Annotated in this window: 20 protein-coding genes; 12 read left to right on the top strand and 8 right to left on the bottom strand. The window is 62.2% G+C overall.

All coding sequences use genetic code 11. The features are described 5' to 3' along the window. Positions 1–166: 166 nt before the first annotated feature. The 3 genes from OEG82_RS16675 to OEG82_RS16665 all read right to left on the bottom strand — a co-directional run bounded on the left by OEG82_RS16675 (position 167) and on the right by OEG82_RS16665 (position 5,678). Positions 167–3,646 carry an ATP-binding protein gene (locus OEG82_RS16675; RefSeq protein ID WP_267613520.1) on the bottom strand — a complete coding sequence of 1,160 codons (3,480 nt, stop codon included), beginning with the start codon at positions 3,644–3,646 and terminating at the stop codon, positions 167–169. Continuing rightward, the gene (locus OEG82_RS16670; RefSeq protein ID WP_267614979.1) at positions 3,646–4,944 is read right to left on the bottom strand and encodes a metallophosphoesterase family protein; all 1,299 of its coding nucleotides are present in this window, start codon (positions 4,942–4,944) and stop codon (positions 3,646–3,648) included. The genes OEG82_RS16675 and OEG82_RS16670 overlap by 1 nt, the downstream gene beginning before the upstream one ends. A gap of 164 nt (positions 4,945–5,108) precedes the next feature. Beyond that, complete coding sequence (locus OEG82_RS16665; protein ID WP_267613519.1) at positions 5,109–5,678, bottom strand: transglutaminase-like cysteine peptidase; 570 nt, start codon at positions 5,676–5,678, stop codon at positions 5,109–5,111. A 389-nt stretch (positions 5,679–6,067) separates the two neighbouring features. Here OEG82_RS16665 and urtA point away from each other — a divergent pair, with 389 nt between their 5' ends. From urtA to urtE, 5 genes are all read left to right on the top strand, one after another. Then, positions 6,068–7,360, top strand: a complete 1,293-nt coding sequence (gene urtA / locus OEG82_RS16660; protein WP_267613518.1) for an urea ABC transporter substrate-binding protein — start codon at positions 6,068–6,070, stop codon at positions 7,358–7,360. 63 nt (positions 7,361–7,423) lie between these two features. Then, on the top strand, positions 7,424–9,373 hold the full coding sequence (gene urtB, locus OEG82_RS16655; RefSeq protein WP_267613517.1) for an urea ABC transporter permease subunit UrtB: 1,950 nt from the start codon (positions 7,424–7,426) through the stop codon (positions 9,371–9,373). Positions 9,374–9,376: 3 nt separating this feature from the next. After that, on the top strand, positions 9,377–10,549 hold the full coding sequence (gene urtC / locus OEG82_RS16650) for an urea ABC transporter permease subunit UrtC (protein ID WP_267613516.1): 1,173 nt from the start codon (positions 9,377–9,379) through the stop codon (positions 10,547–10,549). Beyond that, a complete protein-coding gene (urtD, locus tag OEG82_RS16645; protein ID WP_267613515.1) occupies positions 10,546–11,286 on the top strand; it encodes an urea ABC transporter ATP-binding protein UrtD in 741 nt (246 codons plus the stop codon). Before urtC ends, urtD begins: the two co-directional genes overlap by 4 nt. Before the next feature lie 3 nt (positions 11,287–11,289). Continuing rightward, entirely contained in the window at positions 11,290–11,985 is a 696-nt protein-coding gene (urtE, locus tag OEG82_RS16640) for an urea ABC transporter ATP-binding subunit UrtE (RefSeq protein WP_267613514.1), read from the top strand. A gap of 290 nt (positions 11,986–12,275) precedes the next feature. Here the strand turns inward: urtE and OEG82_RS16635 are convergent, their stop codons facing one another. Next, positions 12,276–13,376 carry a YeeE/YedE family protein gene (locus OEG82_RS16635; protein WP_267613513.1) on the bottom strand — a complete coding sequence of 367 codons (1,101 nt, stop codon included), beginning with the start codon at positions 13,374–13,376 and terminating at the stop codon, positions 12,276–12,278. Between the two features lie 102 nt (positions 13,377–13,478). On the opposite strand from OEG82_RS16635, the gene OEG82_RS16630 reads away from it, so the two are divergent. Beyond that, positions 13,479–14,405 carry an MBL fold metallo-hydrolase gene (locus tag OEG82_RS16630; RefSeq protein ID WP_267613512.1) on the top strand — a complete coding sequence of 309 codons (927 nt, stop codon included), beginning with the start codon at positions 13,479–13,481 and terminating at the stop codon, positions 14,403–14,405. Positions 14,406–14,440: 35 nt separating this feature from the next. Here the strand turns inward: OEG82_RS16630 and OEG82_RS16625 are convergent, their stop codons facing one another. From OEG82_RS16625 to OEG82_RS16610, 4 genes are all read right to left on the bottom strand, one after another. Beyond that, positions 14,441–14,824 carry an Ltp family lipoprotein gene (locus tag OEG82_RS16625; protein WP_267613511.1) on the bottom strand — a complete coding sequence of 128 codons (384 nt, stop codon included), beginning with the start codon at positions 14,822–14,824 and terminating at the stop codon, positions 14,441–14,443. A 57-nt stretch (positions 14,825–14,881) separates the two neighbouring features. After that, positions 14,882–15,973 carry a YeeE/YedE family protein gene (locus OEG82_RS16620; protein WP_267613510.1) on the bottom strand — a complete coding sequence of 364 codons (1,092 nt, stop codon included), beginning with the start codon at positions 15,971–15,973 and terminating at the stop codon, positions 14,882–14,884. 88 nt (positions 15,974–16,061) lie between these two features. Further along, positions 16,062–16,412 (bottom strand): ArsR/SmtB family transcription factor, encoded by a 351-nt coding sequence (locus tag OEG82_RS16615; RefSeq protein ID WP_267613509.1) that lies wholly within the window; start codon positions 16,410–16,412, stop codon positions 16,062–16,064. After that, entirely contained in the window at positions 16,409–16,759 is a 351-nt protein-coding gene (locus OEG82_RS16610) for a thioredoxin domain-containing protein (protein WP_267613508.1), read from the bottom strand. The genes OEG82_RS16615 and OEG82_RS16610 overlap by 4 nt, the downstream gene beginning before the upstream one ends. Positions 16,760–16,985: 226 nt before the next feature. Here OEG82_RS16610 and OEG82_RS16605 point away from each other — a divergent pair, with 226 nt between their 5' ends. The 6 genes from OEG82_RS16605 to soxA all read left to right on the top strand — a co-directional run bounded on the left by OEG82_RS16605 (position 16,986) and on the right by soxA (position 20,649). Then, positions 16,986–17,720, top strand: a complete 735-nt coding sequence (locus OEG82_RS16605; RefSeq protein ID WP_267613507.1) for a cytochrome c biogenesis CcdA family protein — start codon at positions 16,986–16,988, stop codon at positions 17,718–17,720. Between the two features lie 10 nt (positions 17,721–17,730). Further along, a complete protein-coding gene (locus OEG82_RS16600) occupies positions 17,731–18,318 on the top strand; it encodes a thioredoxin family protein (protein WP_267613506.1) in 588 nt (195 codons plus the stop codon). Positions 18,319–18,447: 129 nt separating this feature from the next. Further along, positions 18,448–18,909 carry a sulfur oxidation c-type cytochrome SoxX gene (gene soxX, locus OEG82_RS16595; protein ID WP_267613505.1) on the top strand — a complete coding sequence of 154 codons (462 nt, stop codon included), beginning with the start codon at positions 18,448–18,450 and terminating at the stop codon, positions 18,907–18,909. Between the two features lie 24 nt (positions 18,910–18,933). Next, positions 18,934–19,389: a thiosulfate oxidation carrier protein SoxY gene (gene soxY, locus OEG82_RS16590; RefSeq protein ID WP_267613504.1), complete on the top strand. Its 456-nt coding sequence runs from the start codon at positions 18,934–18,936 to the stop codon at positions 19,387–19,389. Positions 19,390–19,410: 21 nt separating this feature from the next. Further along, entirely contained in the window at positions 19,411–19,734 is a 324-nt protein-coding gene (gene soxZ / locus OEG82_RS16585) for a thiosulfate oxidation carrier complex protein SoxZ (protein WP_267613503.1), read from the top strand. Positions 19,735–19,800: 66 nt separating this feature from the next. Next, on the top strand, positions 19,801–20,649 hold the full coding sequence (gene soxA / locus OEG82_RS16580) for a sulfur oxidation c-type cytochrome SoxA (protein ID WP_267613502.1): 849 nt from the start codon (positions 19,801–19,803) through the stop codon (positions 20,647–20,649). Positions 20,650–20,795 lie beyond the last annotated feature (146 nt).

Raw genomic sequence — 20,795 nt, 5'->3', positions numbered from 1 at the left:
GAAAGCGGCGCCTGCGAAATGCATTTGCGGCCCGGCAATCAAGCTGCCTGCAGAGAATGGAATCCAAGAAAACACATGGAGATTTGCGGCCTCGATACAGGGATAAGGCGCTGATGCCAAGCCAAGCCTGTTCGCAGCCGCGAAAAATCAGGGGAATTAAACCGGTTCAGGCGGTCAATTCGTGGATTTTCACGTCCGGGCAGACGGTTTTGGCGATATCGCAGAGATGCTTGTGATGGGTCAGATAGATCACCTGGCCGACGCCGGCCATTTCGGCAAAGAGGCGAAAGGTTTCCTCGGCGCGGAAATCGTCGAAGGTTTCCATGATGTCGTCGGCGATGAAGGGCACGGTCTGCCGGGTTTCGGCGAATTCATGATAGCCGGCGACACGCAGCGCCAGATAGAGCTGGAAGCGGGCGCCCTTGGACATTTCGGCGGCCTGTTTGGAGGAGCCGTCATTTTGCAGCGCGATCAGCAATTCGCGGTCCTTGTCGGGCTGCGAGGCAAGCCCGGTGTAGCGGCCGCGGCTGATGATGCGCACGGCCTCGGAGGCGCGCGCCATCATCGACGAGCGGTGGCGCTCGCGGTAGAGCGTGAGCGCCTGTTCCATGGCTATGATCCCGGCTGACAGCTTCAGATAGCGTTCGGCGCCCTCGGCGATGGCGAGGTGAATGGTCTTGCGCTGTTGCTCGATGCGGGCGACGGCATCATCGCCGCCCACGGCATTGAGGTCTTCGGTGGCGCGGGTGCGGGCGGCATGGAGTTCCTGCACATCGGCATCGAGCGTTTCGAGCCTGGCTTCGAGCTCGGATTTTTCCGCGTTCAGCCCGTCCGGTTCGCTGGCGTCGAGCTGTGCCTGCGCCTCTTCAAACGTCGCTGCGTCGAGGCTTGCACGGATCTGGTCGCGGATCTCGTCGAGACGTTCACCAAGCGCCTTGCGCTCCAGCGCCCGGTCGACGCACAAAGCTGCTTCGGTCAGCGTCTCGGCATTGAGTGCCGTCAGCATTTCGGTTTTCTTGGCTCTATGGGCGGCATGGGCTTCCGATTGCGCCCGCTGCCGCGCGACCGCCGCCTCGATCTGGGCTGCGACGGTATCATGACGCGATTGCGCCGCCTGGGCTGCCGCCAGACGCTGGCTCAACTGCCGCGCCAGCACATTGACGGGAATATCGGTCGGGTCGATCCCGGCAGCGCGGGCGGTGTCGGCTAGCGCTGCGGCATAATCGGCCTGATCGCGTTCCATCTTGGCGACGCGGTCGGCCAGCCCGCTGCGGTCGTGGATCGCGGTGCCGAGATCGGTCAGCAGCGGCAGCGCCTCGCGCACTTCGGCCGCGGTTGCCACCCGGTCCGGTTCTCCGAGCCAGCAGCCGTCGCAGGCGGTTTTCCAAGCCAGGATCCAGGCCTGCAGCTCGTCTTCCGCAGCGCGCAACTCGTGCTGGCGCTGCCTGAGCATGCGCTCCTGGGAGGCCGCGATCCGGCGCTGGGCATCGAGCCGGGTCTCGCGGCTGACCAGATCCTGGGCCCGGGCGATCAGCGCGTCGAACTCCTCGGCATCTGAGGCTTGAACGCCGAGCGGCGCCAGCGCCTTGAGCAGCCGGTCGGTGGCCGCTTGCTGATCCCGGGTGGCGATGTCGCGTTCATCAAGGCGGGCGCGCAAGTCCTGATCGGCTTCCAGCGCCAGCTCGCGCAGGCCAAGCCAGCTCTCGATTGCGTCCGGGCTCATGTCTGCAGGCAGTTTGGGTGACAACGCGGACAGCGCGGTGGCGATCTGATCAAGCAGGCCGGCGCGTGCGGTTTCAAGCTCGGCTTTTGAAGTGGACGCGCCTTCGAGTTCGGACCGGGTGATGGCGATTTGCACCGAAATCTCGTTGAGCTTCGCGACATCGGCCTGGTGGGCGGCGCGCTTGTCGGCAGCTGCATCATAGGCCTGCATGGCAGTTTCGAACGCCTTGGCCGTGGCGATATCGAGCGCCGCTGCGTGCTGCGTCCAGGCCGCGTCGCGGGCGGCGCGTAAAGCTTCGAACTCGCCGGTCGACAGCAGGGCGCGCGACTGGGCAATCGCCCCGGCTTCGGCCTCATGGCGCCTGAGCGACTGGGTCAGGCGGGCGATGTCGGCCCCGGTCTTCTCCAACCCACGTGCTGTCTCTTCAAGGCCGGATTTCCAGCTGCGGAGCGTGGCGGGTGAGGGTGGCCGCATGGCGGCAAGCTCGGCGATATCGCCTTGCCAGGGGGCAAGCGCCTGCAGACTGGCTGCGCATTTGTCGCGTGCGGGACCGATGGCGCGTTCGGCAGCCTGTTTGCGCAGCCGGTGGTCATCATTGCGCAGCGCCGTCAGGGTCTCGCTCAGCGCGGCAATCCGGGCTGGCCGATCTCCGCTTGCCGTGTCCTCGCTGCTGCCGCCGGCCATCTGCAGCTCGGCCAGCGCTTCGTCATGGGCGGCCTTTGCGTCTGATGCTTCCTTGCGTGCCGACGTCAGCCGACCATCGAGCGCCGAGCGGGCGTCGATGAGGTCGCGCAGCGCGGCGGTGCGGGCGGTGTCGAGCAGCACGTCATCGGCCTTGCCGCTCCGGCCGAGCCGCGCCAGCAACTGTTCGATGTGGCCTTCCATGCGGCCCAGCGCCAGCCGGCGTTCGGGCAGATCCTGCTCGGCAGTGTCATGGCGGGTGCGCAGGCGATCGAGATCGCTGATCCGGCCCTGAAGCGCCAGGATCTGGTCATCGACCGTACCTGCGTCGAGGTCCGTGGTCAGCCGCTCGATCTCCTCGGCAAGTGCATTGCGGCTGGCCTCAAGCGTCGCATCATCGTCGCGCAACCGGCCGATCTGCGCGCGCCAGTCCGGTGCGACGTCGGGCAGGCCGGCGAGCGGCTCGATCTGCTGGTGCAGCCGGTCAAGTTCGCCAAGCCGCGGCAGGGCGGTGAGCAGGCGGTTGATGGCGGCAAGACGCGTGCCGGCGCGCCGGCGTTCGGCGCTGGCCTCGGCATGGCGCGCATTCGCCTCTTCGAGAGCTTTGGTGAGCTGGGCATACCGGCTGGCCTGTGTGTCGATCCGGTCGCGCTCGGCCTTGAGCTCGGCCAATTCAGCCTTGAGGTCACCGAGAATGCGTTTTTGCGCGCGCGGCTTGTAGAATTCCTCGGTTTCAGAGCGGATCCCGGCGAGCTGCTGCGACAGGTCGCCAAGCCCGGCGCTGGCCGAAAACAGCAATTCGCCAAGATCGCCGCGACTGGCGAGAATGCTCTCGCCGCCCTGTTCCAGGGTCTCGTCATCAAGCGAGAACATGGTCCGGTAGCCATCCCGGCCAAGCCCTCCGAGACCGGCAAGCAGAGCCGTTTCCGGCACCGGTTGGTCGCGGCCGTCAAACAGGCTGTTTTGCGGCCGCTTGATGCGGACGAATTCGCGGGTCTCGCCGTCGATGTCGATGGCGGCGCCAATGCGCATGGTCGGGTAGGGGTGCAGGAAATTGTAGCTGCTCTGGGCCCCGATGCCGAACAAAAGGTCGAGCCAGCCATTGAACAGGGTGGATTTGCCGGCCTCGTTGGGGCCGTAGACAATGTGAAGATCCGCTTTGCCATCGCTGCGCGATCCGAAATCGATGACGTGATCGGTGAACTTGCCGTAGCGGGTCAGGTCAAGGCGGTTGAGGCGCATCAGGCGGTCTCGCTCCCGCTCTCGGCGCTGCCCTGAAGCCGTGCTAGCACGTCCTCGGCGCCCTCGCGGGCCAGTCTTTGAAGCGTCTCGCGGGTGTCTGCCTCGTCGGCTCCGAGCAGGTCGCGAAGCTCGGCCGGCAGTTGCCCCTGCAATTGGTCGGCCATCGCGGTCAGCGCTGCGGCATAGCCGCCGGAACCCAGAATATCTGTCTGCATCAGCGCCCGGAGTTCGTGCAGCGGATCGGTCGAGGCAGGGCCTTCGGATCTCGGCGGGACGCAGTCGGTTTCGATTTTCTCGATCCAGACTGCGCCGATGCGGGCGGCCCGGTCCTGCGCTTCGGTGACCAGCAGGTCTGCATCGCGGCGCATGCGCCAGGCGAGATCGGTGGCACCGGAAAAGCTCAGCCGCACCACAAGTTCAGGCGTGGCGGAGCTGGCGCGCGCCTGTTTGAGCGCATCGGTGATGGCCTGGGCCAGGTCGCTCCACCCGGTGAGGCCGGCAGCGTCGATGTGGACGCGGGCGAATTCCGCCAGCGCGGTGAAGCGCTCTTCGAGGCTGACGGTGCCGTCGTCGGAGATCGACACCAGTGTCACCGATTTTGCGCCGTCCTCGTTGATGTCGCGGCCCTGCGGCATGCCCGGCATCACCACGATGTTGCGGTCAGCGGCATCGGGCCGGGTGACTACGGAGCGCTTGTGGATATGGCCGAGCGCCCAGTAGTCATAGCCGGTGGCGTGCAGCTCGGCCGGGCTGCAGGGCGCATATGGATCATGCCCCGGCGCGCCGCCGAGGCTCGAGTGCATAATGCCGATATTGATCGCATCGGGCACGGCCGGCTTGTATTTTGGCAGCAGGCTTTCGGGCGCTGTCGGATTGGCGAAGCTCAGCCCGTGGATCGCCACCGGTTTTAGGCCAGGGTCGCGCTCGACCATCACATGTTCGGCCCGCCCGCCAAACAGCTTGACCTCATCGGGCAGTACCAGTTCCTTCGATACCCGGGAGAGCGCATCGTGATTGCCGCGAATGATGAAGCTGCGGATTCCTGCCGATGACAGGCGGCGCAGTTCCTCGGAGAGAAACCGCGCGGTCTTCATCGAGGTCTGGTCGCCATCATAGAGATCACCGGCAATGACCAGCGCGTCGACGCGCTCAGTAATGCACAGGTCGATGATGGCGCTGAACGCGGAGCGCGTCGCCGCACCGATGAGGCCGGCGAGTTCCGCATCGCGCAGGGCCAGCGATTTCAGCGGCGAATCAAGGTGGATGTCAGCGGTGTGAATGAAACGATAGGCGGCGATCGGCGGCTCCTCGGGCTTTGTCCTGGCCGTTCAAGCGAATGAGGATGCAGGCATAGCACAGCTGATGGGTGTCACCATGCAATTTTCGCGATCTTTCCCGAGCTTTGGCGCCGGGAGGTCCTGTGTCTGGCGGTCGTTTTAAACCGGCGCGGCGGTGGTCTGTATCAGGGCTTCTTGCCGGTCTTGCCGGTGACTTTCAGCCAGCGGCCGCCATGATCGGGCGACTGGATCTTGCGGAAGCTCATCCGCGCCGACTGGACCGGGGTCACCTCGTCATTGAGATTGTCGAGCACATAATCGCCATCGCGGGTCCTGACCACAAGCACGGTATGGGCTTCGCTGCCGGTGTAGCCCATGGTTAGCAGCAATTGCGAGGAATTGTAGCCGCGGCGCAGCAGTCTCGAGCGCTTGGCGAGTGCGAAATCCTCGCAATCACCGGAGCGGGCCTTTTCCGTCCAGAATTCCCTGCGGCCGAAAGCGGTCTTGTCCGATGTCGGCTTGATGGCCCGGTTCACCGCGACATTGACGCTGCTCAGTACGCCCATGCGGGCCGATGGCAGGTTGGAACTGGTGGAGCGATTGCGGCAGTCGGATGCATTGCGCGAACAATATTCGACATGGCCATAGGGCCGGGACGTTTCCTTGCCGGTCTTGAGCCAGGTCGATGCCAGGCATGGTGTCAGCAAGGAAAACAGTGCCGCGACGGTGGCGAGCAAGAAAAAAGGTACAGTCATGTGCGCGACGGTGCTCCTAGATTGCCGGTCTCTGGCACAGTCATGCGACATCAACCGAGGACATAAGAATTGGCGTCTGTAAAACCCATAAGAGGCGAAAAGAGACGCGTATGCAAGCGTGTGCTGGGGATAAGTTTTTGGCGGTGACTTGGCTGCCGGGCAGCAATGCTTCCGCTCACCACGCCAGCCCGGAAGGGTTTCTGCATGCGGTTCACGCCTAATAATTCACCATTGCTTATAAATTGGGCGAAAACATGGAGGAGTTGTGTGCCTGGACACGACGCGCGGGATGGGGAGCCCTCGCAATCCCTTAAGATCCGGTAAAAATTCCAACTGGCAAGGCACTTGCATTGCACCGCTCCGTGGACACGAACAGCACGGAGGCTGACATGACATTTACCACCAAATTGCGGATCGCAGGGGCGGCGGCATTTCTTACTTCAACCATTTTGACCCATTCGGCATTGGCCGCAGACGACACCATCAAGATCGGTGTGTTGCACTCGCTTTCAGGCACCATGGCGATTTCGGAAACAACACTGAAAGACACCATGCTGATGCTGATCGAACAGCAGAACGCCAAGGGCGGCGTGCTCGGCAAGCAGCTTGAAGCCGTCGTGGTCGACCCGGCCTCGGACTGGCCGCTGTTTGCGGAAAAAGCCCGCGAACTGATGACCGTGCAGAATGTCGACGTGATGTTCGGCTGCTGGACCTCGGTGAGCCGCAAGTCGGTTCTGCCGGTGATTGAAGAGCTCAACGGTCTGCTGTTCTACCCGGTTCAATACGAGGGCGAAGAATCCTCGAAGAACGTGTTTTACACCGGTGCTGCTCCAAACCAGCAGGCGATTCCGGCAACCGACTATTTCCTTGAAGAACTCGGCGTCGAGAAGTTTGCGCTGCTGGGCACCGACTATGTCTACCCGCGCACGACCAACAAGATTCTCGAGCAGTATCTCAAGGACAAGGGCATCGCGGCTGAGGACATTTTCGTCAACTACACGCCGTTCGGTCATTCCGACTGGTCCAAGATCGTGGCGGACGTGGTTGCGCTCGGCGCCGACGGCAAGAAGGTGGGCGTGATTTCGACCATCAATGGCGACGCCAATATCGGCTTCTACAAGGAACTCGCCGCTGCCGGCATCTCGGCTGACGACATTCCTGTCGTGGCCTTCTCGGTCGGCGAAGAAGAGCTTTCCGGTCTCGACACCACCAACCTGGTCGGCCACCTCGCTGCGTGGAACTACTTCCAGTCGGCCGATGCTCCGGTCAACGCCGAATTCATCAAGGAATGGAAAGCCTATGCTGGAGAAGACCGGGTTACCAACGACCCGATGGAAGCCCATTATATCGGTTTCAACATGTGGGTTAACGCGGTGGAAGCCGCCGGTACCACCGATGTCGATGCAGTTCGCACCGCCATGTACGGACAGAAATTCCCGAACCTGACCGGGTCGGAAGCCGAAATGCTGACCAATCATCACCTGACCAAGCCGGTGCTGATCGGCGAAATCCAGTCCGACGGCCAGTTCGACATCATCAGCCAGACCGAGCCGGTTGCCGGTGACGCCTGGACCGATTTCCTGCCGGAATCCGCGGTGCTGGAATCGGACTGGAAAGATCTTGAGTGCGGCATGTACAACACCGACACCAAGACCTGCGTGCAGCTCAATTCCAACTACTGATCCCTGACGCGGGAAGGGGGTCCCTGTGGCCCCCTTCCACCTTTTTAACCGGTTTTGATTTCCATGCACCGCATTCTGTTTGCCGTCCTGTTCGCGCTGGTTGCGCTCGCGCCTGCCCATGCGCAGGAGAGCGGTCTCAATGCGCTTCTCGAAATTCACCGCGCCAAGATCGAAAAGCCGTCCCGGACCACCATCAGTCCGGTGCTCGAAGAGCTGGTCGACAGCCAGTTGCCCAGCGTGGCGGTGTTTTTGGAGAAATGGCGCGAGAAGGAACTTTGGCAGCGCGAGGCTGACGGTCGGTTCTTCTTTGTCCGCGAGGCCGAGGACGGCCAGATGATGCTGATCGATGTCGACAGCGGCGCCGAAGCCGGGCTGGCTGAGAAGACCGAGATCAAGAATCTCAAACCGAACAGCGGCGTGCGCGGCGTCATTGCCGCTGCCCTGGTCCAATTCCAGCTGTCAGATCCGGATCCGGAACGCCGCCTGCAGGCGCTGACCGCGCTTGAGCGCGACGCCAACCAGTCTCACCTGAGCATTCTCAGGGCGGCGATCGAAGCCGAGACCGTGCCGGCCATCAAGGCTCGCAAGGAACGGCTGCAGCGGCTCCTGACCATCAAGTTCGGCAGCGACCAGGCCACCCGCGTCGCCGCGATCACGAGTTTTGCCGGAGACCCCGGTGTCGATGCCCGCGCGGCGCTCAATCCGCTGCTGGCCAGCAATGTGGCCGTCTTCGACGCGGCACCCGAAGGTGTCAATGTCGCCAGAGTGCTGACGCCCGGCAGCGACATCGATATGGATGTTGCCTATCAATTGCTGGTCGACGCCGGCAAGGCGCGCGCCATCGTTCCGCTGGAAGCGCGCAAGCAGGCGCTGATTGCCCATATCGAGGACGGCACAGTCGGCGGTGTGCCGGTGAGCGAGCTGACGACCCAGGAGGCGCGCGACCGGGCCTATCTGGCGCTTGCTGCCGATGGCACGGTGCCGCCTCTGGTGAGCCGGCAGGAACAGCGCGCCGCCGTGGCCGACCATGTGTTTGCGGAAATCTACACCGAACCCGATCCGGTGCTGACGACGGCCGCGCGCGAGACGCTGGCCGATATCAGCGGCACGGTTGGGTTTTACCAGTTTGTCGATCTGGCCATGGATGGCCTGTCGCTGGCATCGATCTATTTTCTCGCGGCAATCGGGCTTGCCATCACCTTTGGCGTCATGGGCGTGATCAACATGGCGCATGGCGAGTTCATCATGATCGGCGCCTATACCGGCTATGTCGTCCAGCAGATCATCCCCGATTACACCGTGTCGATCATCGTCGCCCTGCCTTTGGCCTTCGCGGTGGCGTTTCTGGCCGGCGTGGCGCTCGAACGGCTGGTGATCCGGCACCTGGCGCACCGGCCGCTGGAAACCCTGCTGGCCACTTTCGGCATCTCGATCGCGCTGCAGCAGATCGCCAAGAACATTTTTGGCACGCAGGCGCGGCCGCTGACCTCGCCGTCCTGGCTCGATGGCGCCTGGGTGCTCAACGACGTGGTCTCGATCAGCTATATCCGCATCGCCATCTTCGTCCTGGCGCTCGCCTTTCTCGGCTTGCTGCTGTTCATCCTCAATCGTACCCGGCTCGGGCTCGAGGTGAGGGCGGTGACGCAGAATCCGCGCATGGCCTCGTCGATGGGGATCAATCCGGACCGCATCAACATGCTGACCTTTGGCCTCGGCTCCGGCATTGCCGGGATCGCAGGCGTCGCCATCGGGCTGTTTGCCAAGGTCACCTCGGAACTCGGCTCGGGCTATATCGTGCAAAGTTTCATGACCGTGGTGGTCGGCGGCGTCGGCAATATCTCGGGCACGCTGGCGGGAGCGGGAATGATCGGCTCGCTGCAGAAGGTGATCGAGTTCTTCAATCCGTCCAACACGCTGGCCGCGCAGACCTACATGATCATCTTCATCATCATTTTCATCCAGTTCAGACCCAAGGGCATCATTGCGCTCAAGGGCCGGGCGGCGGGGGATTAGAGCATGCAGCGTTCTCTTTTCGCCCGGCAGCCTTCTGTGTTGATCTTCATCGCGCTGCTCGCGGTCTTTACGGTCGTCATGGTGGTTCTGTCCGAAGGACTTGGCGTGGGTCTGGTCTCGACCAGCCTGATCAAGATTCTCGGCAAGACGCTGTGCCTGTGCCTGATCGCCATCGCCATGGACCTGGTCTGGGGTTATTGCGGGATCCTGTCGCTGGGTCACTTCGCCTTCTTCGGCCTCGGCGGCTATATGATCGGCATGTGGCTGATGTATGAGCGCACCAAGGACATCGTCATAGCCTCGCTCGCCGGCGGTGAACTGCCGGCGACGGCCGAGGAAATCCGCGAAGGCATCGGCACGCAGATCTTCGGTGTCGTCGGCGGCGCCGAGATTCCGGTGATCTGGTATTTCGCCGACAGCCTGTTTGCGCAACTCGCGCTGGTGGTGCTGGTGCCGGGACTGCTGGCGCTGGTGTTTGGCTGGCTGGCGTTCCGCAGCCGCGTCACCGGGGTCTATCTCTCTATCCTGACGCAGGCGATGACCCTGGCGCTGTCGCTTTATCTGTTCCAGAACGACAGCGGGTTGCGCGGCAACAATGGCCTGTCGGGACTGCAGAACATTCCGGGCCTCACGGATGTGCCGCAATCCGTCGTTTCGGTCTGGTTTTTCCTGGCCTCGGCCTTTGCGCTGGGCGGGGGCTATCTGATTGCTGCCTGGGTGGTTTCGGGCAAATTCGGCAATGTCATCCGCGCCATCCGCGATGACGAGGCGCGCATCCGCTTCATGGGCTATCCGGTGGAGACCTACAAGCTGGTGGTGTTCACCCTGACGGCAGTGATCGCGGCCATCGCAGGCGCGCTGTACTACCCGCAGGCAGGCATCATCAATCCGGCGGAAATCGCGCCGATTGCCTCGATCTATCTGGCGGTGTGGGTGGCGATCGGCGGGCGCGGACGGCTTTACGGCGCGGTCATCGGGGCTGCCACCGTGTCATTGCTGTCGTCCTGGTTCACCGGTGGGCAGGCGCCGAGCATTCCGCTCGGCTTCTACACCGTCGACTGGGTCGACTGGTGGCAGGTGCTGCTCGGCCTCGGCTTCGTGCTGGTGACGCTCTATGCGCCCAAGGGCATTGGCGGATTGTTCGACCGGCTGGTCAGAAAGGATGCTGCATCGTGAGCGCGCTACTGGAAGTGACCTCGATTTCGGTGTCGTTTGACGGCTTCAAGGCAATCAACAATCTCTCCTTCGAGATCGGCGGGCAGGAATTGCGCGCCATCATCGGACCAAATGGCGCCGGCAAGACCACCTTCATGGACATTGTCACCGGCAAGACCAGGCCCGACGAGGGCCGGGTGCGCTTCGGCGAGCCGCAGCTCGATCTGCTGCGGCTGTCGGAAAGCCAGATTGCGCGCGCCGGGGTGGGGCGCAAGTTTCAGCGGCCGACGGTGTTTGAGGCGCAAAGCGTGCGTGACAACCTGACGATGGCGCTGAGCAATGACCGGTTGCCATTTGCGGTGCTGCGCTACAAATCCTCGACCAGGGACGGTGAGCGGGTGTCCGAGCTGGCCCGCGAAATCGGCCTGTCGGAGGAGCTCGATCGCACCGCGGGCGAACTTTCGCACGGGCAGAAGCAATGGCTCGAAATCGGCATGCTGCTGGCGCAGGACCCGCAATTGCTGCTGGTGGATGAACCGGCGGCGGGCATGACGCTGGGCGAACGCGAGCACACCACCGATCTTTTGCGGCGGGCGGCGGAAACGCGCGCCGTGGTGGTGGTCGAACATGACATGGAATTTGTCCGCCGTCTCGACTGCAAGGTGACGGTGCTGCACGAGGGCTCGGTGCTGGCGGAAGGGACGCTCGACCACGTCACCGCCAATTCCGAGGTCATTGATGTCTATCTGGGGCGCTGAGCAATGCTGAACATTGAAAATCTGACCCTGCATTACGGCCAGTCACAAATCCTCAAGGGCATTTCGCTTGAGGCCGATGTCGGCCAGGTGACCTGCGTGATGGGCACCAATGGGGTGGGCAAGACCAGCCTGTTGAAAGCGATCTCCGGGGTGCATCACCGATCCGGCGGCGACTATACGCTGGATGGCCAGGCCATCGGCAGGATCCCGGCGCATCAACTGGCAGCGAGAGGCGTTGGTTATGTGCCGCAAGGGCGCGACATCTTTCCGCTGCTGACGGTGACGGAAAATCTCGAGACCGGATTTGCCTGCCTGCCGCGCTCGGAGCACAAGATCCCGGATCATATCTACGAGCTGTTTCCGGTGCTCAAAGACATGCGCAACCGACGCGGCGGCGATCTGTCGGGCGGGCAGCAGCAGCAGCTTTCCATTGCCCGCGCCTTGATCACGCGGCCCAAGCTGTTGCTGCTGGACGAGCCGACCGAAGGCATCCAGCCCAATATCATCCAGCAGATCGGGCGGGTGATCGCGCTGCTGCGTGATGAAGGCAAGATGGCGATCGTGCTGGTCGAGCAATATTTCGAATTTGCCTATGGCCTGGCCGACCGGTTCTGCGTGATCGAGCGCGGCGAAGTGAAGCTGGCCGGTGACCGCGAGAGCCTGAGCAAGGAGCTTTTGCGCGAGGCGGTGTCGGTATGAAAGCAGACAACGGATATGGCTTTGCGACAAATGCTCAGCTTTTGGGCAATTGCTGCAATTGTGATGGAGCGCTGCTCATTGCAGGTGCAGCCTGTCAGGGGGCTGGACGCAATATCAGTGGGGAACGGGTTTTCAAGGCAAGCCGCGAACTGGCACGCTTCCTGCATGGTTAAAACTGGATCCAGAGGGGATCGCCAACGACGCTCGCAAAGAGCGCGCTGAGACAAGGGCCGTCAGGCAGGATCACGCGAGTCCCGGATGTACGGACAGCGCCTGGCTGGCGGCTTTTTCTATTCGCTCGGCTGAAGGCTGGGCGAAGCCAGGCCAGGGGCTTTTCGCGCGGGCCATTTGCGATCGACCACCCAATCGGTTGTCGCCGCAGCAATCCAGATCGCAAACAATGTTACCCAGGCGGTCAGCGCGAAGATGCTCGCTCCCGTCACACCTGCACCGACCGCGCAGCCGCCGGCCAGCATGCCGCCAAAGCCCATCAGCGCCGCACCGGCCAGATAACGGCGCATGGAATCGCCGCCCTCAAAGCCTTGAAGCTCGAGTTCACCGGTTGCCAAGGCTGCAAGAAACGCGCCGATGAAGACGCCGGGGACGAGGCCGACATCGAAATCGATCATCGAGCCGGGCTCCGAGAGAAACAGCATCAGCGTGTTGGCCGAGGGACCGGTGAAGCTCAGCGCTTCGAGCTGCACCGGTTCGAAGGCAATGGCGGTCATGGCGCTGGTAAACCACCAGGCCAGCGGAATGCAGGCGCCGACGGCAAAGGCCGCGACGGTTTTCCAGATGCCGATCCTGCGCCATGCGGCCAAGGCTAGGCTGGCCAGAAGGCCGATGACCACCAGAGTGAAGGCCAGCTGGTCTGAAATGCCGGACATCACCAGAAGATCGTTTGACCCGATCGACAGGGTGGTCAGAGGTGCCGCCAGCGCATCGCGCACCGGCGAAAGAAAGCCGTGCAGGCTCGCTTGCGCCACAACGGCGAAGACGAGGCCGGAGAGCAGGGCGCGCAGATTGCCGGTGGCCGATAGCACCAGCAGTCGCGACGAGCAGCCGCGGGCCAGCACCATGCCGGTGCCGAACAGCAGGCCGCCGATGGCAGCACCCGAGAGGCTTTGCGGCGAGGCCAGCTGGCGGGTTTCGGTGGCGCTGAAAAGGCCCTGGGCTGCGAGAGCCATCGTTCCGGCGATTGCCGTCGAAAACACGATCAGCCAGATCGCCATCTTGCCGCCGACCCGGCCGCGGGAGAACTCGACCGCGGCAGCGCGCAGGCAGAACCGGCTTTGCTGGGCAAAGGCGCCAAACAGGGCACCAATGATGGCGCCGCCGATCAGCAATGTCCACTTGTCACCAAAACGGTCGGCAATCAGCGCGAGGTCCATGCTATGTCTCCTGATACCAAAGACACCGATTTCGGGCATCAGGCATTGACCTTGGTCAAGACAAAGGCAAATATTCATATAAATCTATATGGGAGAGACTTCATGGCACCGCTTGTTCTGACGCGACGCACCCTCATGCAGACCGGCTTGGCTGCCGCAGCAAGCGCGATGCTGCCGATGGGCTTGCGGCCGGCCAATGCACTGGCCATCGGTGACGCGGTTCTGACCAGCGTCAGCGATGGCAATCTGGTGCTGCCGCTGAGCTTTTCCTATCCTGACGCGCCGCAGGACGAACTGATTGCGCTGTTGAAGGCCAACGGCTTGCCGACCGACAGCCTGGAGCCCGATTGCAATGTGCCGATCCTGAAATCCGGTGACCGGCTGATCCTGTTCGATGTCGGCTCGGGCGCCAATTTCATGCCCACAGCAGGCAGGCTGATCGAGAACATGGAAGCGGCGGGCTTTGATCCGGCCGATGTCACCGATGTGGTTTTCACCCATGGCCATCCCGACCATCTCTGGGGGCTGATCGATGATTTCGACGAGATCGTCTTCCCCAATGCGAGCTTCCACATGGGCCGCGCGGAATGGGATTTCTGGCGCGATCCGGGCACGGTGGACGCCATGCCTGAAACGCGCAAGACCTTTGCGGTGGGGGCGCAGAACCGGCTCAGCTATCTCGAAGACATGATCAACCTGTTCGAGCCCGGCGCCGAAGTGCTGCCGGGCGTCGAGGCCCTCGACACATCAGGCCACACACCCGGTCACATGTCCTACATGCTGCATGGCGGCGCCGAGCCTGTGCTGATCGCCGGTGACGCGATCCTGCATTTCGCTGTCTCCTTCGCTCATCCTAGCTGGCCCAGCGGCTCGGACCAGGACCCGGAAATGGGCATTGCCACAAGGTTCAAACTGCTCGACCGGTTGGCGACTGACAAGGCATCGCTGGCCGCCTATCATCTGCCTACGCCCGGCGAGGGCAGGGTGGAGCGGGATGGGACGGCGTATCGGTTTGTGGCTGAGGGGTGAGTGAAGCAGCCGAACTTGGGCTAGTTAATCCAAATTCAGCAAGCTCCGGCCTGCTCCGCTCCATAAGTTGCTTGGCTTTCTGTAAATTTGTCGCCAGCATCCGATGACAGTTGCCGTATTAGCCCATTGCAGGAAAAGCCCATCATCTCCAGATAGGTTTTTGCGGACCTCGCCGCTTGAATGTTCCAATCGACCGATAGGCTGTCCACCGCCGCTGTAGCGTTCGCGGCATCATAGGCATCACCGTATGGAGAAGAAAGCTGCTGAATGAGACCGAGCCGTGAAAAGCCTTTGAAGCTTAAATAGTTATTTGCCGACCTAACAGCATTTTTTTGGGGTCCAGTTAGGTCTTCGGCTGAAGCGATCGAAACACCCATCATGGTAAGAGATAGAACGGCTATGCTAATTATCTTGCACATTTTCGATGTCTGCTCCTAATTACATATGGTCAACCGTAGAAAACAAAGTCGCGCCTCTCAACCCTTCGTATCCGTCGCCCGCCAATCTGCCAGAAAGCCGAAGGCATTACCTTCCATCAGCAGGCCGAGGCCCATGCGGGCGCCGGCGGCGATGGACATCATCACGATGGGGGCGGAGATGGCCATAACCGAGACAGCGCTGACGCCCTGGCCGATGGTGCAGCCGAGCGCGAAGACGCCGCCGGTTCCCATCAGGAAGGCACCGAGCAGATGGCGGGAGAGTTCGCGCGCATCGTCACAGGCTTCCCAGCGCATGTCGTCGGAGCGGAAGGCGGAGACTGCCGCGCCCAAAAACACGCCGACAATCAGGCCGACACCGTAATCGGGCAGTTCGCCGGTGACGGTGATGATCTGCAGGATGGTGTCGCCGACCGGCATGACGAAGGAGCCGGCCTCGAGCTGCACCGGGTAGAGCGCGCGGGCGGCGAAAAAGCTGGTGATGACCCAGCCAGCGGCAATCGCCAGCCCGATGACAAGGCCAGCGGCCAGGCGGCTGCGGTCGGCGCGAAAGCTTGCGGATCTGAACACCCACCACAGACCGGCAAGGCCGAGAATGAGAGCCAGGATCAGGCTGACGTCGAAGCCGATGGCGCGCGATAGCAGAGTACCGGCGGATTGTCCGCCAAGGCCTGACAGGTCAATTGCCAGCGGATCGAGCAGGGCAACGCGGACATGGCCGGTGATGCCGCGCTGGGCGGCGAGGGCTGCCAGTCCCAGACCGGTCAGCACCACCAGCGCGCGCAGATTGCCGCCGCCGAGCCGCACCAGCGCGCCGAAGCCACAGGTGCCGACCAGCGCCATGCCGAGCCCGAACATCAGCCCGCCGACAATGGCGCCGGCGATGGGCAGCGGTTCGGTCAAATAGAAGGACTGGTCTATGCTCACGAGGCCTGCGGCGCTGAGCAGTTGCGTGGCGATCAGCGCGGTAAACGCCGCCAGCGCCCAGGCGCGCAGAGGGTTGTCGTCGTTTGCGTACCAGTGCCGTTCCAGTGCCGCCATGGTGCAGAAGTGGCTGCGCCTGGCGACAAAGCCGATGATCGCGCCAACCAGGCCGCCCGACAACGCAAGCATCCATCCCGAATCGATCATGACGGCGGTCTCCTCCCATTGCAGCCGTCCCACGGGCCGTGTCAAAGCTTAGGCAGGTGCCGCGGCGCGGGCAAGTGATGCTTCCGTATCACCTGGTCCGGTCGGCCGGCCTGCAGAGCAGGTCGTAGAGCGAGGTCACCACCGCCGAGATCTCCGGGCTGCTGATCGAGTAATGGATCATGCGGCCCTCGCGCCTGGTGCTGACCAGATCGTCGAGCCGCAACCTGGCCAGCTGTTGCGACACGGTGGCCTGCGGCAGCGCCAGGATGTCTTCGAGCTCGGAGACAGATTTTTCATCCTCCGACAGCAGCCAGAGGATCAGCAGCCGGGTTTCATGCGACAGCGCCTTGAGCAGATCGCTGGCCTTGCGGGCCTGACCGGCGAGCAGGGTGATGTCCTGACCGCCGAAATCATGGCCTGCAGGGCGCGCGCCGGTCATGGGTCCAGCTTTGCCAGCATCTCGTCGACAAGCACCCAGAAGAACTGATCGCCGGGATAGCCGCGCAACCGGCCGATTTCCTGCCCGTCCTCGACCAGCACGAATGTCGGCGTGAACCGCTCCACCGGAATGCCGGCAAGGTCGGCAGGGATGGTCTCGTGAATGTCGACCCGGCGCAGCGGCGCGCGCCGGCCCTGATCGGTCTTCGGCCAGGCCGGGGCGATTTCGGCGTTGAAGCGCTGGCACCAGACGCAGCCGGGCTGTTCATACATGATCATTTCGGCCGCCACGACCGGCGCCGAAAGGCTCATGAAGACAGCGAGAACGGCTGCGAGGTGTTGCGGCATGGTGCGGGTCCGGATCCTGAAATTAGTGATTGCAATATATAGTGCGATTTGCATATCTTGCAAACGCATTCTGCTCGGGACCGGCCGCTGACGGCCGGGGAGGGGCTGCGCTGCGTGACCAATCTGGTTGACAGGGCGGGTGCCGGGCAGGCATGCGGCAGGTTGAAATGTGGTGGTGGCATTGGGCGCCGGTCTGGTGCGCAGATCCGCCGGAGAGGACAGGCAGATGATTGATGTCGGGTATGGAGCCGCCTTTCTGGCCGGGCTGCTGTCGTTCTTCTCACCCTGCGTGTTGCCGATCGTGCCGCCCTATCTCGCCTATCTGGCAGGAATGAGCTTCAACGAGGTCAAGAACGCCGATGCCGATGCGGTGGCTTCGCGCCGCATCGCGCTGGCCTCTATCGCCTTCGTGCTGGGGTTCACCACCGTGTTCGTGTCGCTGGGGGCAACGGCGAGCATCATCGGCCAGTCGGTGGCGCGCTATTTCGACGTGCTGTCGATCATCGCCGGCATTCTGATCCTGTTGATGGGGCTGCATTTTCTCGGCGTGTTCCGCTTTGCGCTGCTCTATCGCGAGGCGCGCGTCCAGGTCGAGCGCAAGCCTGCGGGCATGGTCGGCGCCTATATCATGGGGCTGGCATTCGCCTTTGGCTGGACGCCCTGTGTCGGTCCGATCCTGGCGGCGATCCTGTTCATGGCTGCGGCCAAGGAATCGGCCGGACAGGGCGCGCTTCTGCTGGGGCTCTATGCGCTGGGCATCGGGATCCCTTTTGTCGTCGCCGGGGTTTTTGCCAGCCGTTTCATCCGGTTTTCGACCCGAATCAAGAAACATATGGCTGTGATCGAGAAGGCCATGGGCGTACTTCTGGTGATCACCGGCATCCTGTTCATGACCGGCCAGATGTCGCGAATTGCGCAATGGCTGCTTGAGATGTTCCCCGCATTCGCTACGATCGGTTAGGAGAGATATCATGATCAGACGCGCATTTCTGGCATTCGCCGCCGTCGCGGCCCTGACGGCCCAGGCCTGGTCTGCCGAGATCGGCGAGGACGGCCTGCACAAGCAGGACTGGTTCGCGCTCACCTTCCGCGATGTCGCCGAGGACATCGAGACGGCGAAGGAAGAGGGCAAGCGGCTGGTGATGATTTTTGAGCAGCGCGGCTGCATCTATTGCGCCAAGATGCACGAGACGCTGTTGTCGGACCCCGAAGTGGCCGACTTCATCAAGGCCAATTTCAAGGTGGTGCAGTACAACATGTTCGGCGACGAGGAAGTCACCGATCTCGACGGCGAAGTGCTGACCGAGAAAACCGCGGCGCGCAAATGGGGCTTCGTGTTCACCCCGACGCTGATGTTTCTGCCCGAGGAGGTGCCCGAGGGCAAAACCGCTGCCGAGGCGGCCGTGGCAACCATGCCGGGCGCATTCGGCAAGTGGACCTTTCTCAACATGTTCAAATGGGTGAGTGAAAAAGGTTATGAAGGCGATGAGCACTTCCAGAAGTATCACGCCCGCATTATAAACGAGCTGCGCGCGGCCGGACGACTGGACGCGGAGTGAGCTGACAGTGATACATATTCAAGAAATCATATTTTTGCATTGATTGTCCCGCAAACTATGATTATCCTTGGAATCGGAGCGGAGCCGGGCCTCGAGTGCCCGGTCAATTGGAGGAGGGAGCGCCAAATGATGAGGCGAATGAAATTTACACTGGGGGCGGTCACGGCACTCGCATTGTCGACTGCAGCCTTTGCCAGCGAGGTTGCGCCGGACGCGGTGGATTTCACCGATGACGGCGTCACCATGTCGCTGACCGGGGTTGCGGGTGATCCTGTAGCCGGTGCGGAAACCTTCAAGAGCCGCAAGCTGGGCAATTGTCTGGCATGCCATGCCAATAGCGACATGTCGGGCGAGCTGTTTCACGGCGATGTCGGACCGGAGCTGGACGGCGTGGCGGATCGCTGGGACGAGCCGATGCTCAGAGCCATCGTCGCCAATTCCAAGCAGATCTTCACCGATGAGACCATCATGCCCGGCTTCTATTCGCTGGAAGTCGGCGCGCATTTGAACGAGGACCTTGTGGGCAAGACGATTCTTTCCGCCCAGCAGGTCGAGGATGTCGTGGCCTATCTCGGCACACTCAAGGAATAACTGGAGCAAAGGAGCTCGAAGCCAATGCAACTGACAAGACGAAATGTCTTAGGACTGACGGCCGGCGCCGCCGCATTTGCGGTCGCAGGCGCACGGGTCACCCCGGCCTTTGCCTCGGCAGAAGCCACGGAAAAGTCGATCATGGAGTTTACCGGCGGCGCGACGGCAGGCGAGGGCAAGATCACCCTGACTGCACCGGAAATCGCCGAGAACGGCAACACCGTGCCGGTATCGGTCAATGTGGACAGCGCCATGGAAGGCGATGACCTTGTTGAATCGATCATCATCTTCGCTGACGGAAACCCCAGCCCGGCGGTTGCCACGTTCCACTTTACCGAAATGAGCGGTGAAGCGCTAGCAACCACACGCATGCGTCTTGCCAAGACCCAGAACGTCATCGCGGTTGCGAAGATGAAGGACGGCTCTTTCTTCATGGACAAGAAGCAGGTCAAGGTAACCATCGGCGGCTGCGGCGGCTGAGCCAGGACAGGATTTAGAAAAATGGCATCAAAACCACGCATCAAGGTGCCCAAGTCGGCTTCGGCCGGTGAGGTGATCACCATCAAGACGCTGATCAGCCACGAGATGGAATCTGGCCAGCGCAAGGACGGCGATGGCAATCCCATTCCGCGTCAGATCATCAACAAGTTCACCTGCACCTTCGAAGGGCAGACGGTGTTCGAATGCGATCTGGATCCGGCGATTTCCGCCAATCCCTATTTCGAATTCAACGCCAAGGTGCCGGCCAGCGGAACGTTCAAGTTCACCTGGCTTGATGATGACGGTACGGTCTACGAGGCCGAGGCACCGATCGAAGTCAAATAACTTTGGCAGGGATCCCGTGCGGGAGGAGGCTCGCGCACAGGACATCCCGGGAGGACGGAGACTGTTATGAAAAGACTTTTGATAGCCGGTGTCGTGTTGGCGGCTGCATTTGCGGGGTCCGGTCCGGTTTGGGCCGAGCCGGTGGATGACACACTCGAAATTGACGGCGTGCCGATGGTCACACGGACCAAGGCGCCTGAAGGCCATCCCTTTGACGAGGTTCTTTCGGGCTGGCTGTTCCGCGAGGCGGAAACCCGCGACGTCGAGCGCGACACCATCGAGAACCCCGGCATGATTGCTGTCGAAGATGGCGAAACGCTGTGGAACACGGTGGACGGCACACAGGGCAAATCCTGTGCGAGCTGTCACAATGATGCGGCCGAAACCATGAAGGGCGTCGGAGCCAGTTTCCCGAAATGGGATGCGGATTCCGGCAAGCCGATCAATATCGAGCTGCAGATCAACAAGTGCCGCACCGAGCAGATGGGCGCCGAAGCGCTGCCCTTCAACAAGGGTGGCCAGCAGGAACTGACGGCTTACATCAAGCATCAGTCACTGGGCATGCCGGTGGAGCTTGATCTGTCGGAAGGCGACATGCAGTCGTGGTGGGAAAAGGGCAAGGATGTCTATTACACCCGCACCGGTCAGCTCAACCTTGCCTGCGCAAGCTGCCACGAAGTGGCGATGGGCAAATTCATCCGCGCCGACCATTTGAGCCAGGGGCAAGTCAACGGCTTCCCGACCTACCGGCTCAAGAGCGGCCTGACATCGCTGCATCAGCGGTTCCGCGGCTGTATCCGTGATACCCGCGCCGAACAGCCCAAGGCGTTTTCGGACGATCTGATGGCGCTTGAAACCTATGTGACATGGCGCGGCACCGGCCTTTCGGTCGAAACCCCGTCGGTGCGTCAGTAGTTTGGATCTTGCCGGAGGCGTCTTGACGCCTCCGGCAGCCACGGCCAGGCCCTTGTGTCAGATCTGACCCGGAAGGCCGCCGTCGCGGTACAAGAATGCGCCCAGGCGCTTCATCAAGCCGGCTCCGGTTTTGATGACAATGCGAT

The sequence above is a fragment of the Hoeflea ulvae genome (genome assembly GCF_026619435.1).
Lineage (GTDB): Bacteria > Pseudomonadota > Alphaproteobacteria > Rhizobiales > Rhizobiaceae > Hoeflea > Hoeflea ulvae.
This window is presented reverse-complemented; position numbering and strand designations above follow the sequence as displayed.